Below are 16,407 nucleotides of genomic sequence, written 5' to 3'. Positions count from 1 at the left end.
CCTCGATGTGCGCCGCGGTGACCGACTCGCCGTCTTCCTGCCGCAGCAGGTTCTCCAGCAGGATCTTCATCGCATAAGGCAGGCGGGCGATGTCGAAGCGCTTGCCCAGGGCGGGCAGGCTGGCGTAGCGATAGCGCGTGCCGTTGATGTCGAGGTGGGTGCGGGTGGCGAAGGAATCGCTCATGGGAGGCTCCTGTGGCTGGCGACGTCCAGGACCGGGCGCCGCGAAAACAGCATTGTCGTCAACGCGACGTGTTCAGCCCGTTCAGTACGAGCCCGCCGGATTGAGTATGGACGGTGAAGTATGTAAGATTCATGCATACCGTACAGGGGTCGTCCGATGGAAGCCACCGTTGCCGAGCGCGGCCAGATCACCCTGCCGAAGGCGGTTCGCGATGCGCTGGGCCTCAGCAAGGGCACGATCCTGAAGGTCGAGCTCGAGGGTAGCCGTATCGTGCTGCGGAAAAGTGTCGACGATGCGGTGTCGCGCGCACGCGGCCGCTTCCGGCTCGAAGGGTTCGCGTCCACCGATACGGCGATGCGCGCGGCGCGCGGCCACGAGGGCACCCCGCCCGATGCCGATCCGGCCGCCGGCGGCCCCGCGGACGACTGACCCGTGATCGCCGTCGATGCCCCGGTGCTGATCGACCTGCTGGTCGACGGCCCCAACGCGGATGCCGCCGAGGCCTGCCTGCGCCAGCACCTGAGCAGCGGGCCCGTGGTCGTCTGCGACATCGCGCTGTCGGAGATCTGCAGCGCGCTGCACGACGGCGACGAAACCATGGCCGTGCTCGAGGACATGGGCGTGCGCTTCAGCGGCATCGAGGCGAAGTCCGCGCTGCGCGCCGGCGAGATGCAGCGCCGGTACTGGCGCCGCAACGACGGACTGGTGCGCGCGGTGCCCGATTTTCTGGTCGGCGCGCACGCGCTGCTCCAGTGCAATGGACTGATCACACGCGACGACGCGTTCTTCCGCACCTATTTCAAGGGCCTCAGGCTGATCGTTCCTTCGGCCTGACGTCCGTTATCCGCGCCGCCCGCGAGGGCGCGCACCCACTGCTCGATCTGGAGTTCCCCGCATGTTGGAAGCCTACCGCCACCACGAAGCCGAGCGCGCCGCGCTCGGCATCCCGCCGCTGCCGCTGACGCCGCAGCAGACCGCCGAGGTCATCGAGCTGCTGAAGGCGCCGCCGGCGGGCGGGGACCATGCGTCCCAGCAGGCGTTTCTGCTCGACCTGCTGACCCACCGCGTGCCGGCCGGCGTCGACGACGCCGCCAAGGTCAAGGCCTCGTACCTCGCCGCGATCGCTTTCGGCACCGAGCGCAGCGCGCTGATCACCCGCGCGCGCGCCACCGAACTGCTGGGCACGATGCTCGGCGGCTACAACGTGCAGCCGCTGGTCGATCTGCTCGACGATGCCGAGGTCGGCGCGATCGCCGCCGAAGGCCTGAAGCACACGCTGCTGGTGTTCGACGCGTTCCACGATGTCGAAGAGAAATCCAGGGCGGGCAACGCCCACGCCAAGGCCGTGATCCAGAGCTGGGCCGACGCCGAGTGGTTCACCAGCAAGCCGGAAGTGCCGCAGTCGATGACGCTGACGGTGTTCAAGGTGCCGGGCGAGACCAACACCGACGACCTGTCGCCGGCGCCCGACGCGACCACGCGTCCCGACATCCCGATGCACGCGCTGGCGATGCTGAACAACGCGCGCGAACGTGCGCCCTTCGTACCGGAGAAAGACGGCAAGCGAGGCCCGATCCAGGCCATTCGCGATCTCAAGGACAAGGGCCATCTGGTCGCCTACGTCGGCGACGTCGTCGGCACCGGCTCGAGCCGCAAGTCCGCGACCAACTCGGTGCTGTGGTGGACCGGCGAGGACATTCCCTTCATTCCGAACAAGCGCTTCGGCGGCGTCTGCCTGGGCTCGAAGATCGCGCCGATCTTCTACAACACGATGGAGGACGCCGGCGCGCTGCCGATCGAACTCGACGTGTCGCAGATGGAGCAGGGCGATGTGATCGAGCTGCGTCCCTACGACGGCAAGGCACTCAAGGACGGCAATGTGATCGCCGAATTCCAGGTCAAGTCCGAAGTGCTGTTCGACGAAGTGCGCGCCGGTGGCCGCATTCCGCTGATCGTCGGCCGCGGCCTGACCGCCAAGGCGCGCGAGTCGCTGGGCCTGCCGACGCTGGAACTGTTCCGCCTGCCGCAGCAGCCGGCCGATACCGGCAAGGGCTTCTCGCTGGCGCAGAAGATGGTCGGCCGTGCGATCGGTCTGCCGGAAGGCCAGGGCGTGCGTCCCGGGACCTATTGCGAGCCGAAGATGACCTCGGTGGGGTCGCAGGACACGACCGGTCCGATGACCCGCGACGAACTCAAGGACCTCGCGTGCCTGGGCTTCTCCGCGGATCTGGTGATGCAGTCGTTCTGCCACACCGCCGCGTATCCGAAGCCGGTCGACGTCAAGACCCACCACACGCTGCCGGAATTCATCTCCACCCGCGGCGGCATCTCGCTGCGTCCCGGCGACGGCGTGATCCACAGCTGGCTCAACCGCATGCTGCTGCCCGACACCGTCGGCACCGGCGGCGACTCGCACACGCGCTTCCCGGTCGGCATCTCGTTCCCGGCGGGGTCGGGCCTGGTCGCGTTCGCGGCCGCGACCGGTGTCATGCCGCTCGACATGCCCGAATCGGTGCTGGTCCGCTTCAAGGGCAAGATGCAGCCCGGCGTCACCCTGCGTGACCTGGTCAACGCGATTCCGCTGTACGCGATCAAGGCCGGTCTGCTGACGGTGGCCAAGCAGGGCAAGAAGAACATCTTCTCCGGCCGCATCCTCGAGATCGAAGGCCTGCCGGATCTGAAGGTCGAGCAGGCGTTCGAACTGTCCGACGCCTCGGCCGAGCGCTCCGCCGCCGGCTGCACCGTGCACCTCGACAAGGCGCCGATCATCGAATACATCACCAGCAACATCACCCTGCTGAAGTGGATGATCGCCGAGGGCTACCAGGACCCGCGCTCGCTGGCCCGCCGCATCGAGAAGATGGACGCCTGGCTTGCCGATCCGCAGCTGCTGCAGGGCGATGCCGATGCCGAGTACGCCGCGGTCATCGAGATCGACCTGGCCGACGTGCACGAGCCGATCGTCGCGTGCCCGAACGATCCGGACGACGTCAAGACGCTGTCCGACGTCTCCGGCGCGGTCATCGACGAAGTGTTCATCGGTTCGTGCATGACCAACATCGGCCACTTCCGCGCCGCGTCCAAGCTGCTCGAGGGCAAGCGCGACATCCCGACCAAGCTGTGGGTCGCGCCGCCGACCAAGATGGATGCCGCGGAGCTGACCAAAGAAGGCCATTACGGCACCTTCGGCACGGCCGGCGCACGCATGGAAATGCCGGGCTGCTCGCTGTGCATGGGCAACCAGGCGCAGGTCAAGGAAGGCGCGACGGTGTTTTCCACGTCGACCCGCAACTTCCCCAACCGTCTGGGCCGCAACTCGAACGTGTATCTGGGTTCGGCGGAACTCGCCGCGATCTGCTCGCGCCTGGGCCGCATTCCGACCAAGGCCGAGTACATGGCCGACGTCGGCGTGTAAGATTCCGCCGCGAACGGGGTCTACCGCTACATGAACTTCGACCAGATTCCGGAGTACGTCGACGCGGGCGAGAAGACCGCGGCCTGACGGCAGCGGTTTGCGGAGATGAAAAACCCGGCCTGGTGCCGGGTTTTTCATGGGGCCGATGGCCTTCGCGACGCGACGGCTCGGAATGCCGCTGGCAGCATCGGGCTGTCCGGCAACCAGAAGGCTGGGCGCTAGGTCGTCAGGAGAACTTGACTGTCTGCATCGCGCACTAGGCGCGTGCGAGCGCCATCAGGCGCGCCGCGATCTTGTCCAGCGGCACCTGTTCTTCCGCCGCGCCCAGGCGCACCGCGCTGCCGGGCATGCCCCAGACGACGCTGGTGGCTTCGTCCTGCACCAGCGTCGGCGCACCGGCGTTGCGCAGTTCGAGCAGGCCGCGCGCGCCGTCGTCGCCCATGCCGGTGAGGATGACGCCGATGGCATTGGCGCCTGCGCTGCCCGCCACCGAACGGAACAGCACGTCGACCGCCGGCTTGTGCCGGTTGATCGCCGGACCGTCGTCGACGCGGCATCGCCAGCGGGCACCGTCGCGGATGATGCGCAGATGGCGACCGCCGGGCGGCAGGTAGACGTGGCCCGGCACGACCGCCTCGCCGTCGTGCGCTTCGCGGACCGACATCGCCGAATGCCGGTCCAGGCGTTCGGCGAACGGCGTGCTGAAGGCCGCCGGCAGGTGCTGGGTGATGACGATCGCCGGGGCGTCGGGCGGCATCGCTTCGAGCACGACGCGCAGGGCTTCGGTACCGCCGGCGGAGGCGCCGATCGCGATCAGGCGGTCGGTGGTGCGGAAGCGCAGCGCGGGCGCGGCGGGCGGCGCGGCGGCGTCCAGGGTGATCCGCGGCGCGGCCGGACGGACCAGGGCGCGCACGCGCGACCGCGCCGCCATCCGCACCTTGGCGGTGATCTCGTCGGCGTATCCCTGCAGGCCGCGGGCGACGTCGAGCTTGGGCTTGGAGACGAAATCCACCGCGCCGAGCGCCAGCGCCTGCAGGGTGATGTCGGCGCCGCGTTCGGTCAGCGACGACACCATCACCACCGGAATCGGATGCAGGCGCATCAGGTTCTCGAGAAAGGCCAGGCCGTCCATGCGCGGCATTTCCACGTCGAGCGTGATCACGTCCGGCCGCAGGCGCTTGATCTTCTCGCGCGCGAGTAGCGGATCGGCGGCGGTGCCGACGACCTCGATGTCCGGGTCGTTGCCGAGGATCTCGGTCAGCATCTGCCGGACCACTGCGGAATCGTCGACGATCAGCACCCGGCAGGGCGGGGCGGCGGTCATTCGAACAGTTCCACGCCGCCGGTGACCGGCGCGCGCGACAGGCGGGCGCGGACCGCGGACTCGGTCGCCGCGACCTCCGCCTCGTGCGCATGCGGCAGGCGGTTGACGACGACGCGGCCGGTGTCGGCGAAGAACCAGACCTTGCGCGGATGGATGCCGCACAGGTCCTCGGCGACGATCGGGATCTGTTCCGCGTGCAGGTAGGCGCGCACGAACTCGGCATTGCGGCTGCCGACCGGATTGCTGGTGAAGCCGCGCAGCACGTTGGCGCCGCCGAAGACCTTGGCCTCGAGCCGGCGCCGGCTGGCGCCGCGCTTGAGCAGCTCGTTGATCAGCAGTTCCATCGCGTAGCTGCCGTAGCGCGCGGGCGCGCCGTCGCCGACGTTGCCCTCGGGCAGCATGAAGTGGTTCATGCCGCCGAGCTGCAGCAGCGGGTCGCGCACGCAGGCGGCGACGCAGGACCCGAGCACGGTCACCAGTGCGGTGGCGTCGTCGACGACGAGGTACTGGGTCGGCAGCAGTTTCGCGGCCGGCACCTTGAACTGCGGATCGCGATACCGCAGCACCTCGTCCTCGCGCACTGCCGCGCGGGTCACGGCGCGTCCGTCCCGAAGTTGCGGCGGTAGAGCGTGCGGCCGCAGGGGCGGATCAGGTCGGCGGCGTGCAGGTAGTTCTCGGAATGGCCGGTGTAGAGCAGGCTGCCTGCATCCATGTGCGTGACCAGGCGCGAGAGGATGCCGCGCTGGGTCGGCTTGTCGAAATAGATCATCACGTTGCGGCAGAACAGCGCCGCGAACGGGCCGCCGATGTCGTAGCGGGGGCTCAGCAGGTTCAGCGGACGGAAGTCGATCAGCGCCTGCAGCGCGGGATGCACGCGGCACTGGCCCTCGTTCGGCCCGGTGCCGCGCTGGAAGAAGCGACGACGGCGCTCGGCATCGAGCCCCGCCACGCGTTCGACCGGGTAGACGCCGCGCTGCCCCGTCGCCAGCACCTGGGTGTCGATGTCGGTGGCGAGGATGCGCACCGGCGGCGTCATCGTGCCGAAGGCCTCGCAGGCGGTGATCGCGATCGAGTAGGGCTCCTCGCCGGTCGATGCCGCGCTCGACCACAGCGTCAGCGGCGCACGCGCGGTCGCGCCGCTGCTCTCGAGCTGCGCCCGCAGGTGGTCGAAATGGTGCGGCTCGCGGAAGAACGCGGTCAGGTTGGTCGTCAGTGCATTGGTGAACGCCTGCCATTCCTCGCCGTCGGGATCGCGTTCGAGCTGGTCGAGGTAATCGCCGAACCCGGTCAGCCCGAGCGCGCGCAGGCGTCGCGACAGGCGGCCGTAGACCATGTCGCGCTTGCTGTCGACGAGGGCGATGCCGGCGCGGTCGTGGATCAGCTGGCAGATGCGGCGGAAATCGCGATCCGAGAACGTGAAATCGCGTTTGCCGATCGGCGGGTGGGGCAGGAAGGTCGCTGACATGGGGCCGGATTCGCGCAAGGTGCCTGCAGGGGTATCGGCCCCGGCGACGGAAAGTTGACCGTGCCGGGGCCGGGATCACGCGTCACGCGTGGCGGTGGTCAGAATTCCGCCCAGTCCGCCTCGGCGAGGGCGACCGCAGGGCGTGCCGCCGCGACGCGGGTGGGACGTGCCGACGGCGCGGCGCGGCGCGCCGGTGCCGGCGGTGCGGGGCGCGTCGCAGGCAGGGGTGCGGGGGGCAGCACCGGTGCGGCGAGCGCGTCGGTGCGGAAGATCGACACCGTCTCGGTCAGCGCGGCGGCCTGTTCTTCCATCGCGCGTGCGGCGGCGGTGGCTTCCTCGACCAGGGCGGCGTTCTGCTGCGTGGTCTCGTCCATCTGGGTGATGGTCTGGTTGACCTGTTCGATGCCCGCGGCCTGTTCCTGCGACGCGGCGGCGATCTCGGCCATGATGTCGGTCACGCGCTGCACCGACGACACGATCTCGCCCATCGTCCTGCCGGCTTCGCCCGCGAGGGCCGCGCCCTGCGAGACCTTGCCGGTGGAGTCGTCGATCAGGCCCTTGATCTCCTTCGCGGCCTGCGCGCTGCGCTGGGCCAGGGTGCGCACTTCCGAGGCGACGACCGCGAAGCCGCGGCCCTGTTCGCCGGCACGTGCCGCTTCGACCGCCGCGTTGAGCGCGAGGATGTTGGTCTGGAAGGCGATGCCGTCGATGACCGAGATGATGTCGCCGATCTTGCGCGAGGACTTCTCGATGTCGGCCATCGTCTCCACCACCTGACCGACTACCTCGCCACCCTGCGACGCGACCTGCGCGGCGCTCAGCGACAGCTGGTTGGCCTGGCGGGCGTGATCCGCGTTCTGGCGCACGGTGGAGGTCAGTTCCTCCATCGACGCCGCGGTCTCCTCGAGGTTCGCCGCCTGCTGCTCGGTGCGGCGCGAGAGATCGTTGTTGCCGGCGGCGATCTCGGACGACGCGGTGCCGATCGCGCCCGAGGCGTCCTGGATGCGCGAGACGATGCCGGTCAGCTGGGCGACGGTCGCGTTGGCGTCGTCGCGCATGGTCGCGAACACGCCGTGGAAATCGCCGTCCATGCGCGCGGTGAGGTCGCCCTCGGCGAGTGCGGTCAGCACGCCCGACACCTGGTCGAGGCTGGTCGCATTCGCGTCCAGCAGGCCGTTGAGCTGCTGCGCGAGCTGCAGCAGGAAGCCGTGCTTGTCGTCGGTGCGCACGCGGCCCGACAGGTCGCCGGCCGCAGCGGCGGCGACGATCCGCGACACTTCCGCCTCGACCTGGACCTCGGCGGTGCGGTCGGCCCATTCCACGACGAACCCTTCCGACGTGCCCTTGGCGTCCAGGATCGGGCTGATGATGAGCTGCATCGTGCGGCCGCCGATGCGGATCTGCGCGCGGTGGGTGTCGCGCAGTCGCGCCAGCATCGTCGCCTGGTGTTCGGGCGCCTTGTGGAAACCGTCGATGTTGCTGCCGACCAGCGCGCTCGCGTCGAACGCGGGCAGGTCGCGGCGCAGGTCGTCCTGGGCCTCGGCGAGCATGCGCTGCAGCGGCCGGTTGACGTAGACGATGTCGCGCGCGGTGTCGGCGATCATCACGTGCGTGGTCACGCTGTCGAGCGCGGTGCGGATGCGCAGGCTCTCGCGTCCGCTCGCCTGGTCCTGCTCGGCGCGCTGGCGCAGTCCGTCCTGCATGCGCGCCAGCGCCTGCAGCAGGTGCGCGGTCTCGTCGTGGCCGGACGCGACGATCGCGGTGTCGAGATCGCCCTCGGCGACGCGGTCCGCGATCGCGATCGCGCGGCCGAGCGGGCGCGACACCAGCCGGCGGCTGACGACGACGATGGCGATCACCAGTGCGACCAGGGCCAGCAGCGACACGCCGGCGATCTTCCAGCGCATCGCGGCCAACGCGGCTTCCGCGTGCTGCCGCGGCTTGACTGCCAGCAGCACCCAGTTCCACGGCGCGAACGCGGCGGCGTGCAGGTCGGCAGCGGCCGCCGGCGCGGCGCCGTCGGGCGACAACGCCAGGCGCGCATCGCCCTCGGCCGCGGCCAACAGGGCGCTCAGGGCCTCGTGCCCGTCGGGGGTCGCGAGTGCCAGCGGATCACCTTCGGTGCCGGCGGGGTGGGAGACGAGCACCGGGGTCTCGCCGCTGCGGTCGACGACGACGATGTAGCCGTCGCCGCCGATGCGGGTCTCGCGCAGGCGCGAGGTCAACGCCGCCAGGCCTTCGGTGTAGTCGAGGCCGATGAAGAGGCTGCCGACGATGGCGCCTTCCGCGTCGAGCAACGGCCGGTAGTGGGTCATGTAGTCGCGGCCGAACAGGCGCGCGCGGCCGGTGTAGGACTCGCCGGCGAGCAGGCGCGCGTGCGCCGGGTGCGCGAGGTCGAGCGCGGTGCCGACGACGCGCTCGCCGGCGTCGTTGGTCAGCGAGGTGGTCACGCGGACGAAGTCGTCGGCGTCGCGGGCGAAGATCGTCGCCACCGCGCCGGTGTTGCCGGTGAAGCGGTCGACGCTGGCGAAGTCCAGGTTGGCGACATGGCGACCGAAGGCCAGGCGCGGGGTGTCGCGCTCGGCGACCAGCACCGTGCGGTCCGCATCCAGCGTCGGCGCCTCGGCCGGGAGCATCGCCGCGAACGCGCTGCCCAGCCGCTCGGTGTTGTCGACCAGGGTGCCTTCGTAGAGGGCGACGCTCTCGCCGACCGCGCCGGCTGCATCGGCGAGCGCCAGGCTGGCTTCGCGTTCGTAGACGTCGGCGGAATCGCGGTAGACGATGACCGCGAGCAGCAGCAGGCAGAGGCCCGCGGCAAGGGCGGCGGCGATCGACAGCTTGGTGCCGATCGATGCGTGCTGGAGGGGTCGGGTCATGGTGTGCGCTCCGGCCAGCCTGGCCGTGTTGGATGGACGCCTTTGTTATCGGCGCGTGACGGAGCGGCTTGAGCGATTCCTTTCCGTGATCCGGGTCACGACCGATGACCGGGTTGGTGGCGGGCGGGCGGCGCGTCGACGCACGCCGCATACACGCCGACGCGCGGTGACGCGGGGCCTCAGAACTCGGCCCAGTCGGTCACCGCCACCGCCGGGGCCGACTCGATCGCGGGCCGGCGAGCCGGCGCGGGACGCCGGGCCGCGGCCGGGGCCGGACGCGGTGCGTTCATCGCGGCCTGCATCGCGGCCTGCTCAGCTTCGATGCGGAACACCGAGACCGTCTCGGTCAGTGCGGCCGCCTGGTCCTCCATCGCGCGCGCGGCGGCCGAGGCTTCCTCGACCAGCGCGGCGTTTTGCTGCGTGGTCTCGTCCATCTGGGTGATGGTCTGGTTGACCTGTTCGATGCCGGCCGCCTGTTCCTGCGAGGCCGCCGAGATCTCGGCCATGATGTCGGTCACGCGCTGCACCGAGGCGAAGATCTCGCCCATCGTGCGGCCTGCCTGGCCGGCGAGCGCCGCGCCCTCCGACACCTTGCCGGTGGAGTCGTCGATCAGCTGCTTGATCTCCTTGGCCGCCTGCGCGCTGCGCTGGGCGAGGGTGCGGACTTCCGAGGCGACGACCGCGAAGCCCCGCCCCTGTTCGCCGGCGCGCGCCGCTTCGACCGCCGCGTTCAACGCCAGGATGTTGGTCTGGAAGGCGATGCCGTCGATGACCGAGATGATGTCGCCGATCCGGCGCGAGGACTGCTCGATCTCGGCCATCGTGGTGACGACCTGGCCGACGACCTCGCCGCCCTGCGACGCGACCTGCGCGGCGCTCGCCGACAGCTGGTCGGCGCGGCGGGCGTTGTCGGCATTCTGGCGAACGGTGGAGGTCAGTTCCTCCATCGACGCCGCGGTCTCCTCGAGGTTCGCCGCCTGCTGCTCGGTGCGCTGCGACAGATCGTGGTTGCCGGCGGCGATTTCCGACGATGCCGTGCCGATCGCGCCCGAGGCGTCCTGGATGCGCGAGACGATTCCGGTCAGCTGGGCGACGGTCGCGTTGGCGTCGTCGCGCATCGCGGCGAACACGCCCTGGTAATCGCCTTCCATGCGCGCGGTGAGATCGCCGCGGGCGATCGCCCGCAGGACGGCGGAGACGTCCGCCAGGTTGGCATCCGCGGTCTGCACCAGCCGGTTCAGGCCGTCGACCATGTCCTGGAATTCGAACTCGAACCGGTCCGCGTCGCCGCGTTCGCTGAAGTCGCCGCGCGCGGCGGCCTCGACCAGGCGGCGGATCTCCACGTTGATCGCCGTCAGGTTGGACTTGACCGCATCCATGGTCTCGGTGATCACCGCCTTCTCGCCGGGCAGGCGGTCCATGTCCTGCGACAGGTCGCCGATCGCATACCGGCGGGCCAGTTCGACCACCTGCATCTTCACTGCGATGTGCGCGGCGACCAGCGCATTGGTGCCCGCGACCATCACCCCGTAATCGCCCGGCAGCGCCGCCGCGTCCATCCGGTAGCTTATGGCGCCGGCGTCGTGCTCGCGCGCCATCTCGCGTTGGGCGGCGATCACCGCGCGCAGCTGGTCCTGCATGCGCGCCATCGCGGCCAGCACCTGGCCCACCTCGTCCCGCCGGCCGACTTCGATGGGCGCATCCAGTTCGCCGCGGCTGACGCGCTCGGCGGCCACCAGCGTGCGCTGCAGCGGACGCGTGATGCTCCGCGTCAACATGAAGGCGATCACGCCGCCCGCCACCAGCGCCAGAACGGTGAGCGTGAGCATGAACATCGCGAACCCGTCCGCTGCCTGCACGGCCGCTACGGCTTCCTGCTGGTTCTTGCGTTCCTGCAGATCGATGAACGCGTTGATCCGCGCGAGCCAGGTGACGAAGGCCGGCGCGGCCTCGGTCATCAACAGTTGCTGCGCGCCGGCAACGTCGCCGGCCTCGCGCAGGGTCCGAACCTGGGCGGTGAGCGGCAGCGCCTCGCTTTCGATGGCCCGGATGCCGGCGAGGATCTCGGCCTCGCGCGCATCGGTGGACGCCGCGACCAGGGCGTCGAGCGGCGCTGCGGACTCGGCGTAGAAGCCCGCGAGCGCCTCGATCTGCGCCTCGGCGCCCGCGACCGCCTCGGGTCCATCGGCGAGCACCACGTCGCGCAGCGCAATGGCGCGGTCGTGCACGCTGCCGCGGAAGTTGATCGCGTGACGCTGCTTGACGCTGTTGACCTCGTTGATCGCGTGCAGGCTGTCGCTGATGCGGTTGACGCGCTGGATGCCCACGACCGTCAGTACGAGCATCAGCAGGATGAGGAATGAGAAGCCGGCAGCGAGGCGCTGTCCGATCCGGAGGTGTCCGATGTGCATGGTGGTCTCGTCGTTGCACCCGGTGCGTACCGCCATCTACGGGACCGTCGGGCGTTCCGGTCCGGATGGAATAACGGCACGCGGTAAGGCGCCTGAGGAGCCACGAACAGAACGATACGTGCGGGCTCTCCGGGGATCCAACAGGCCGCGATCGACGTAGCGTCGCTTGCGGGATGCACGGGCGCCACCTGGCGAACGGGTCTCGCCACGCGGGCAGGCGGCGTCCGTCGCGTCGCCTTCGAATGGCGGGCGGGGCAGGGACGCCCGCACGGGCCCCCGCAGGTCGGTGTCGCGGCGTCAGCCTTCCGGACGGCCTGGCGCAACGCCCCGCGTGTTTCCCTGGACTGCGCGCTGCGCGGTGTGGCACGACGCGCCTTGAACCCACTGCCTGGCCCGAAACGACAACGCCCCGGTCGGGGACCGGGGCGTTGGACGTGTTGCGATGGAGCGGGTCGTCAGAATTCCGCCCAGTCCGTCTCCGCCACCGGCGGCACTGCCTTGATGGCCACGGGGCGGGCCGGCGCTGCCGCACGACGCGGGATCGGCGCGGCGGGTGCCACCCGCTGTCCCGTCATCGCGGCCTGCATCGCGGCCTGCACGGCTTCGATGCGGAACACCGAGACCGTCTGCGCCAGACCGGCCGCCTGTTCTTCCATCGCGCGTGCGGCGGCCGAGGCTTCTTCCACCAGCGCGGCGTTCTGCTGCGTGGTCTCGTCCATCTGGGTGATGGTCTGGTTGACCTGCTCGATGCCCGAGGCCTGCTCCTGCGACGCGGCGGCGATCTCGGCCATGATATCGGTCACGCGCTGCACCGACGACACGATCTCGCCCATCGTCTTGCCCGCCTGGCCGGCGAGCGCCGCGCCGTCGGCGACCTTGCCGGTGGAATCGTCGATCAGACCCTTGATCTCCTTGGCCGCCTGCGCGCTGCGCTGGGCGAGGGTGCGGACTTCCGAGGCGACGACCGCGAAGCCGCGCCCCTGTTCGCCGGCGCGGGCCGCTTCGACCGCCGCGTTGAGGGCGAGGATGTTGGTCTGGAAGGCGATGCCGTCGATGACCGAGATGATGTCGCCGATCTTGCGCGAGGACTTCTCGATGTCGGCCATCGTGGTGACGACCTGGCTGACCACGTCGCCGCCCTGCGACGCGACCGAGGCCGCACCGATCGCCAGCTGGTTGGCCTGGCGGGCATGGTCGGCGTTCTGGCGCACGGTGGACGTCAGCTCTTCCATCGACGCGGCGGTCTCTTCGAGGTTCGCCGCCTGCTGCTCGGTGCGGCGCGAGAGATCGTTGTTGCCCGAGGCGATCTCGGACGACGCGGTGCCGATCGCGCCCGAGGCGTCCTGGATGCGCGAGACGATGCCGGTCAGCTGGGCGACGGTCGCGTTGGCGTTGTCGCGCATCGTCGCGAACACGCCGTGGAAATCGCCGTCCATGCGCACCGTCAGGTCGCCGTCGGCGAGTGCGGTCAGCACGTTGGAGACCTGCTCCAGGCTGGCGGCATTGGCGTCGAGCAGGCCGTTGAGCTGCTCGGCGAGCTGCAGGTAGAAGCCTTCCTTGCCTTCGAGGCCGATGCGGTGCGACAGATCGCCCGCCGCGGCGGCCTGGATGACGCGGGCCAGTTCCACTTCCACGTTGACCTGCGGCGTGCGGTCGCGCCACTCGACGACGTAGCCCAGCAGGTTGCCGTCGGTGTCGTCGACGCGGGCGACGGTCTGGCCGAAGTGCGCCTCGCCCATCGTCAGTTCGTCGTGGTGCACGCCTTCCAGCTGCTCGAGTAGGGCGGCGACGCGTTCGGGCTGCGGCTGGTAGGTGTCGAGGCGGGTGCCGAGCAGGCCGTCGAGTTCGAACTCGGGCAGCGCGACGTGGATCTGCTCGTCGTACTGCTGCAGCAGGCGGGTGACCGCGCCGTTGGCGTAGATGATGTTGCGGTCCGGGTCGGCGATCATGACGCTGGTGCCGGAGCTGTCGAGCGCGGTGCGGATGCGCAGGTTCTCGCCGGCGACCGCCTGGTCGCGTTCGATGCGCTCGCGCAGGTCGCGCTGCATGCGCTGCATCGCCCGCAGCAGGTCGCCGATCTCGTCGGCGCGGCTGGTGTCGATGACGGTGTCGAGCTTGCCGCCGGCCACGTCCTCGGCCACGCCGACCGCTTCGCGCATCGACGAGGTCAGGCTACGGGCCATCCACCAGGCGACGACGAAGCCGCCGCCGATGCCGGCCAGCAGCAGGATCGCCAGCAGTGCACTGGAGGTGGCGTAGGCGCTGTCGGCGTCTTCCTGCGAGGCGGCGGCGACGCGGTTGGCCTCGTCGGCCAGGGCGGCCAGGGCGGCGCTGGTGGCGTCGTGCAGTTCGCTGGTCTCGCCGATGAAGGTGTCGAGCGCGTCGTCCGGCAGCTCGAGTTCCAGCATTTCGTTGACCGATGCGTACGAGGCGCGGGCCGCGTCCCACGCGGTGACCAGCTCCATCAGCAGGCGGCGCTGTTCGTCGGTCTTGGCGTACTGGCCGTAGGCCTGGAAATTCTCGGCCAGCTGGCCCTCGATCTGGACCGCGCGCTCGCGGGCCTGCTGCTTCGACGCCTCGCTGGCGCGGACCAGGCTGCGGTAGGAGGCGGTGCGGTATTCGCCGAGCAGGCCGCGGGTCTCGCCGGTCAGCGTCACGCTGGGCAGCACGTCGGCGGTGAGATTGGTCGTCACGCCGTCCATCGAGCGCAGGCCGGTGTACGCGCCGATGCCCTGGATGAGCATGATGAGCAGGACGACGCCGAAAGCCAGCATCAGCTTGGGCGCGAGTTTGAGATTCGAGAACCAGTGCATGGTGCGGTGTCCCTCTGACGGGATGGAAAAAAGCCCGGTCGCGTGGGCGACCGGGCCGGGGTCTTACTTGATCGTGGCGAGCTTGACGTCGTTCGGCGTGCGGACCGCGATTTCGGCGCGACCCGCGTCGCGCTGGATCGTGCCGAGCACGCAGATGTCGCGGCCTTCGAGTTCTTCCGGCGACGGGCTAAACTTGCCGCGCTGGTCGTTGCCGATGCGGGCGGAGAACGTGTGGCGCGGGAAGGCGCCGCCCATGTACAGGAAGGTCGGCTGGCCTTCGGAATTCTCGGCGTAGCGGGTCTTCTCCACCTTGCCGCAGACCATGCCGCTCTGACCGACGAAACGGACAGCCTGGTCGGGGCGGATCGGATCCTGGGCGGTGGCGACGGACGCGGCGCCGCTCAGCAGCAGCGCGGCCAGCAGGCGGGTCGTGGTCTTGGACAACATTGCGATCTACTCCAGTCAGGGGATATCGGGCGACACGTTCGGCGCGCCCGTTGCCCTACTAGCGGCCACGCGGCGACGAACTTTAGAGGCGGTCGGCAACTCAGGCGGCGTCCTCGAGCGCGGCCGTGTCGACGAGGTCGGCGCTGTCGAGCAGCGTCTCGATGTCGAGCAGGATCAGCATCTTGTCGTCGAGCGTGCCGATGCCGGCAATGAAGCGGGTATCGACCGCGGCGCCGAACTCGGGCGTCGCGCGTACCTGCTCATCGGCCAGCGGCACGACGTCGGACACGCTGTCGACGACGATGCCGACGACGCGGTTCTCGACGTTGAGCACGATCATCACGGTGAAGCTGTCGTAGCGCGCTTCGGCCAGGCGCAGTTTCAGGCGCAGGTCGATGACCGGCACGATGGTGCCGCGCAGGTTGATGACGCCCTTGATGTAGTCCGGGGCGTCGGGCAGGCGCGTGACCGCGTCGTAGCCGCGGATCTCCTGCACCTTGAGGATGTCGACGCCGTAATGCTCGTCGCCGAGGGTGAAGCTGAGATATTCGCCGGCGACGCTGGGCGTGGATCGGGTCATGCGGGGCGCTCCTGCTGCGGTGCCGCGATCGGTGCGGCGAGGGTGACCTGCAGGAGATCGGCCGGTGCGGCCACAACTTTAGGGCGGCTCAGCCGCCGCGGCGCTGGCGCGCGTTGCGCTGCCGCTCGACCTGGAAGATGTACTGCAGCACGCGCTTCTCGTGCGCGCCGGGCATGTCGACGAAATGGCAGCCGGCCCGCCAGTGCGGCGCACCGCGCACGTCGAACCGGCCGATGTGGACGACGTCGAGCACGACCGGCATGGGGTCGGCCTCGGCCAGCCGCAGCAGGCACGCGCGCAGGCGGGTCTGCGCGGCGAAATGGTGCTCGCTGCCGTCGGGCACGGCGATCGCGATGCCGCCGCCGCTGATGTCGAGCACGCGCAGGCCGGGCTGGCCGGGGTCGGGCGGGGTGTCGTCGTCGCCGACGTGGACGATGGCCGGCGCGGTGGGCGACACCTGCAGGCGGTACATCTCGCGGCGCTGCAGGCGCAGCAGGGTCTCGGGCCAGGGCACGGTGAAGGCCGGGTAACCCTCCCAGGTGATGCGCAGCGGCGTCGGCAGGCGGAAGCGGATCGGCACCAGGTCCAGCTGGGTGCTGCAGACCAGTCGGGTGGCCGCGGCGACGCGGCGGTTCATGCCCTCGTGGCGGTTGCCGTCGAGGATCATCGTGCCGTCGTCGTGGACCGCCAGCAGCGCGGTCGGGCAGGGGTGGCCGCCCGGCAGCAGGCTGGCGCTGATCATCGCGCGGGCGTTGACCAGCGCCCGCAGCACCTGGGCCACCTCGCGCGGCTCGCGCAGCGCGAAGGGCGATTGTTCGGCGTCGTCCAGCAGAAGCGAGTGTGCGTCGGCGACAGTCATCGTCCAGGCGGAAAGGTCCAGTCGCTGGCGGTA

The 16,407-nt window shown here is 70.0% G+C and carries 11 protein-coding genes and 1 pseudogene; 3 read left to right on the top strand and 9 right to left on the bottom strand.

Going from position 1 to position 16,407, the window contains the following annotated elements:
• Positions 1 to 340 precede the first annotated feature (340 nt).
• The 3 genes and pseudogenes from CJ022_RS00575 (at position 341) to CJ022_RS00565 (ending at position 3,686) form a co-directional block, all read left to right on the top strand.
• On the top strand, positions 341 to 613 hold the full coding sequence (locus tag CJ022_RS00575; protein WP_101924779.1) for an AbrB/MazE/SpoVT family DNA-binding domain-containing protein: 273 nt from the start codon (positions 341 to 343) through the stop codon (positions 611 to 613).
• A gap of 3 nt (positions 614 to 616) precedes the next feature.
• On the top strand, positions 617 to 1,018 hold the full coding sequence (locus CJ022_RS00570; protein ID WP_101924778.1) for a type II toxin-antitoxin system VapC family toxin: 402 nt from the start codon (positions 617 to 619) through the stop codon (positions 1,016 to 1,018).
• 61 nt (positions 1,019 to 1,079) lie between these two features.
• Positions 1,080 to 3,686: pseudogene (locus CJ022_RS00565) on the top strand (bifunctional aconitate hydratase 2/2-methylisocitrate dehydratase).
• A gap of 169 nt (positions 3,687 to 3,855) precedes the next feature.
• On the opposite strand, the gene CJ022_RS00560 reads toward CJ022_RS00565, so the two are convergent.
• The 9 genes from CJ022_RS00560 to CJ022_RS00520 all read right to left on the bottom strand — a co-directional run bounded on the left by CJ022_RS00560 (position 3,856) and on the right by CJ022_RS00520 (position 16,374).
• The gene (locus CJ022_RS00560; RefSeq protein WP_101924777.1) at positions 3,856 to 4,923 is read right to left on the bottom strand and encodes a protein-glutamate methylesterase/protein-glutamine glutaminase; all 1,068 of its coding nucleotides are present in this window, start codon (positions 4,921 to 4,923) and stop codon (positions 3,856 to 3,858) included.
• The gene (gene cheD / locus CJ022_RS00555; RefSeq protein WP_101924776.1) at positions 4,920 to 5,519 is read right to left on the bottom strand and encodes a chemoreceptor glutamine deamidase CheD; all 600 of its coding nucleotides are present in this window, start codon (positions 5,517 to 5,519) and stop codon (positions 4,920 to 4,922) included. The genes CJ022_RS00560 and cheD overlap by 4 nt, the downstream gene beginning before the upstream one ends.
• The gene (locus CJ022_RS00550; RefSeq protein ID WP_101924775.1) at positions 5,516 to 6,388 is read right to left on the bottom strand and encodes a CheR family methyltransferase; all 873 of its coding nucleotides are present in this window, start codon (positions 6,386 to 6,388) and stop codon (positions 5,516 to 5,518) included. Before CJ022_RS00550 ends, cheD begins: the two co-directional genes overlap by 4 nt.
• Positions 6,389 to 6,486: 98 nt before the next feature.
• Positions 6,487 to 9,264 carry a methyl-accepting chemotaxis protein gene (locus CJ022_RS00545; protein WP_101924774.1) on the bottom strand — a complete coding sequence of 926 codons (2,778 nt, stop codon included), beginning with the start codon at positions 9,262 to 9,264 and terminating at the stop codon, positions 6,487 to 6,489.
• Positions 9,265 to 9,443: 179 nt separating this feature from the next.
• Complete coding sequence (locus tag CJ022_RS00540) at positions 9,444 to 11,675, bottom strand: methyl-accepting chemotaxis protein (RefSeq protein WP_101924943.1); 2,232 nt, start codon at positions 11,673 to 11,675, stop codon at positions 9,444 to 9,446.
• Positions 11,676 to 12,130: 455 nt separating this feature from the next.
• On the bottom strand, positions 12,131 to 14,488 hold the full coding sequence (locus CJ022_RS00535; RefSeq protein WP_101924773.1) for a methyl-accepting chemotaxis protein: 2,358 nt from the start codon (positions 14,486 to 14,488) through the stop codon (positions 12,131 to 12,133).
• A 63-nt stretch (positions 14,489 to 14,551) separates the two neighbouring features.
• On the bottom strand, positions 14,552 to 14,935 hold the full coding sequence (locus CJ022_RS00530) for a hypothetical protein (RefSeq protein WP_101924772.1): 384 nt from the start codon (positions 14,933 to 14,935) through the stop codon (positions 14,552 to 14,554).
• Positions 14,936 to 15,035: 100 nt separating this feature from the next.
• Entirely contained in the window at positions 15,036 to 15,515 is a 480-nt protein-coding gene (locus CJ022_RS00525) for a chemotaxis protein CheW (RefSeq protein WP_101924771.1), read from the bottom strand.
• 88 nt (positions 15,516 to 15,603) lie between these two features.
• Complete coding sequence (locus CJ022_RS00520; RefSeq protein WP_101924770.1) at positions 15,604 to 16,374, bottom strand: flagellar brake protein; 771 nt, start codon at positions 16,372 to 16,374, stop codon at positions 15,604 to 15,606.
• Positions 16,375 to 16,407: the final 33 nt, after the last annotated feature.

The sequence above is a fragment of the Luteimonas rhizosphaerae genome (assembly GCF_002849595.1).
Lineage (GTDB): Bacteria > Pseudomonadota > Gammaproteobacteria > Xanthomonadales > Xanthomonadaceae > Luteimonas > Luteimonas cellulosilyticus.
The sequence above is the reverse complement of the archived record's forward strand: the minus strand, read 5'-3'. Positions and strand labels throughout refer to the sequence as shown.

Excerpts from the sequence above, each read along its gene's own strand:
- CJ022_RS00575 (WP_101924779.1), top strand. The coding sequence starts at position 341 with ATGGAAGCCACCGTTGCCGAGCGCGGCCAGATCACCCTGCCGAAGGCG.
- CJ022_RS00560 (WP_101924777.1), bottom strand. The coding sequence starts at position 4,923 with ATGACCGCCGCCCCGCCCTGCCGGGTGCTGATCGTCGACGATTCCGCA.
- CJ022_RS00550 (WP_101924775.1), bottom strand. The coding sequence starts at position 6,388 with ATGTCAGCGACCTTCCTGCCCCACCCGCCGATCGGCAAACGCGATTTC.
- CJ022_RS00545 (WP_101924774.1), bottom strand. The coding sequence starts at position 9,264 with ATGACCCGACCCCTCCAGCACGCATCGATCGGCACCAAGCTGTCGATC.
- CJ022_RS00540 (WP_101924943.1), bottom strand. The coding sequence starts at position 11,675 with ATGCACATCGGACACCTCCGGATCGGACAGCGCCTCGCTGCCGGCTTC.
- CJ022_RS00535 (WP_101924773.1), bottom strand. The coding sequence starts at position 14,488 with ATGCACTGGTTCTCGAATCTCAAACTCGCGCCCAAGCTGATGCTGGCT.
- CJ022_RS00530 (WP_101924772.1), bottom strand. The coding sequence starts at position 14,935 with ATGTTGTCCAAGACCACGACCCGCCTGCTGGCCGCGCTGCTGCTGAGC.
- CJ022_RS00525 (WP_101924771.1), bottom strand. The coding sequence starts at position 15,515 with ATGACCCGATCCACGCCCAGCGTCGCCGGCGAATATCTCAGCTTCACC.
- CJ022_RS00520 (WP_101924770.1), bottom strand. The coding sequence starts at position 16,374 with ATGACTGTCGCCGACGCACACTCGCTTCTGCTGGACGACGCCGAACAA.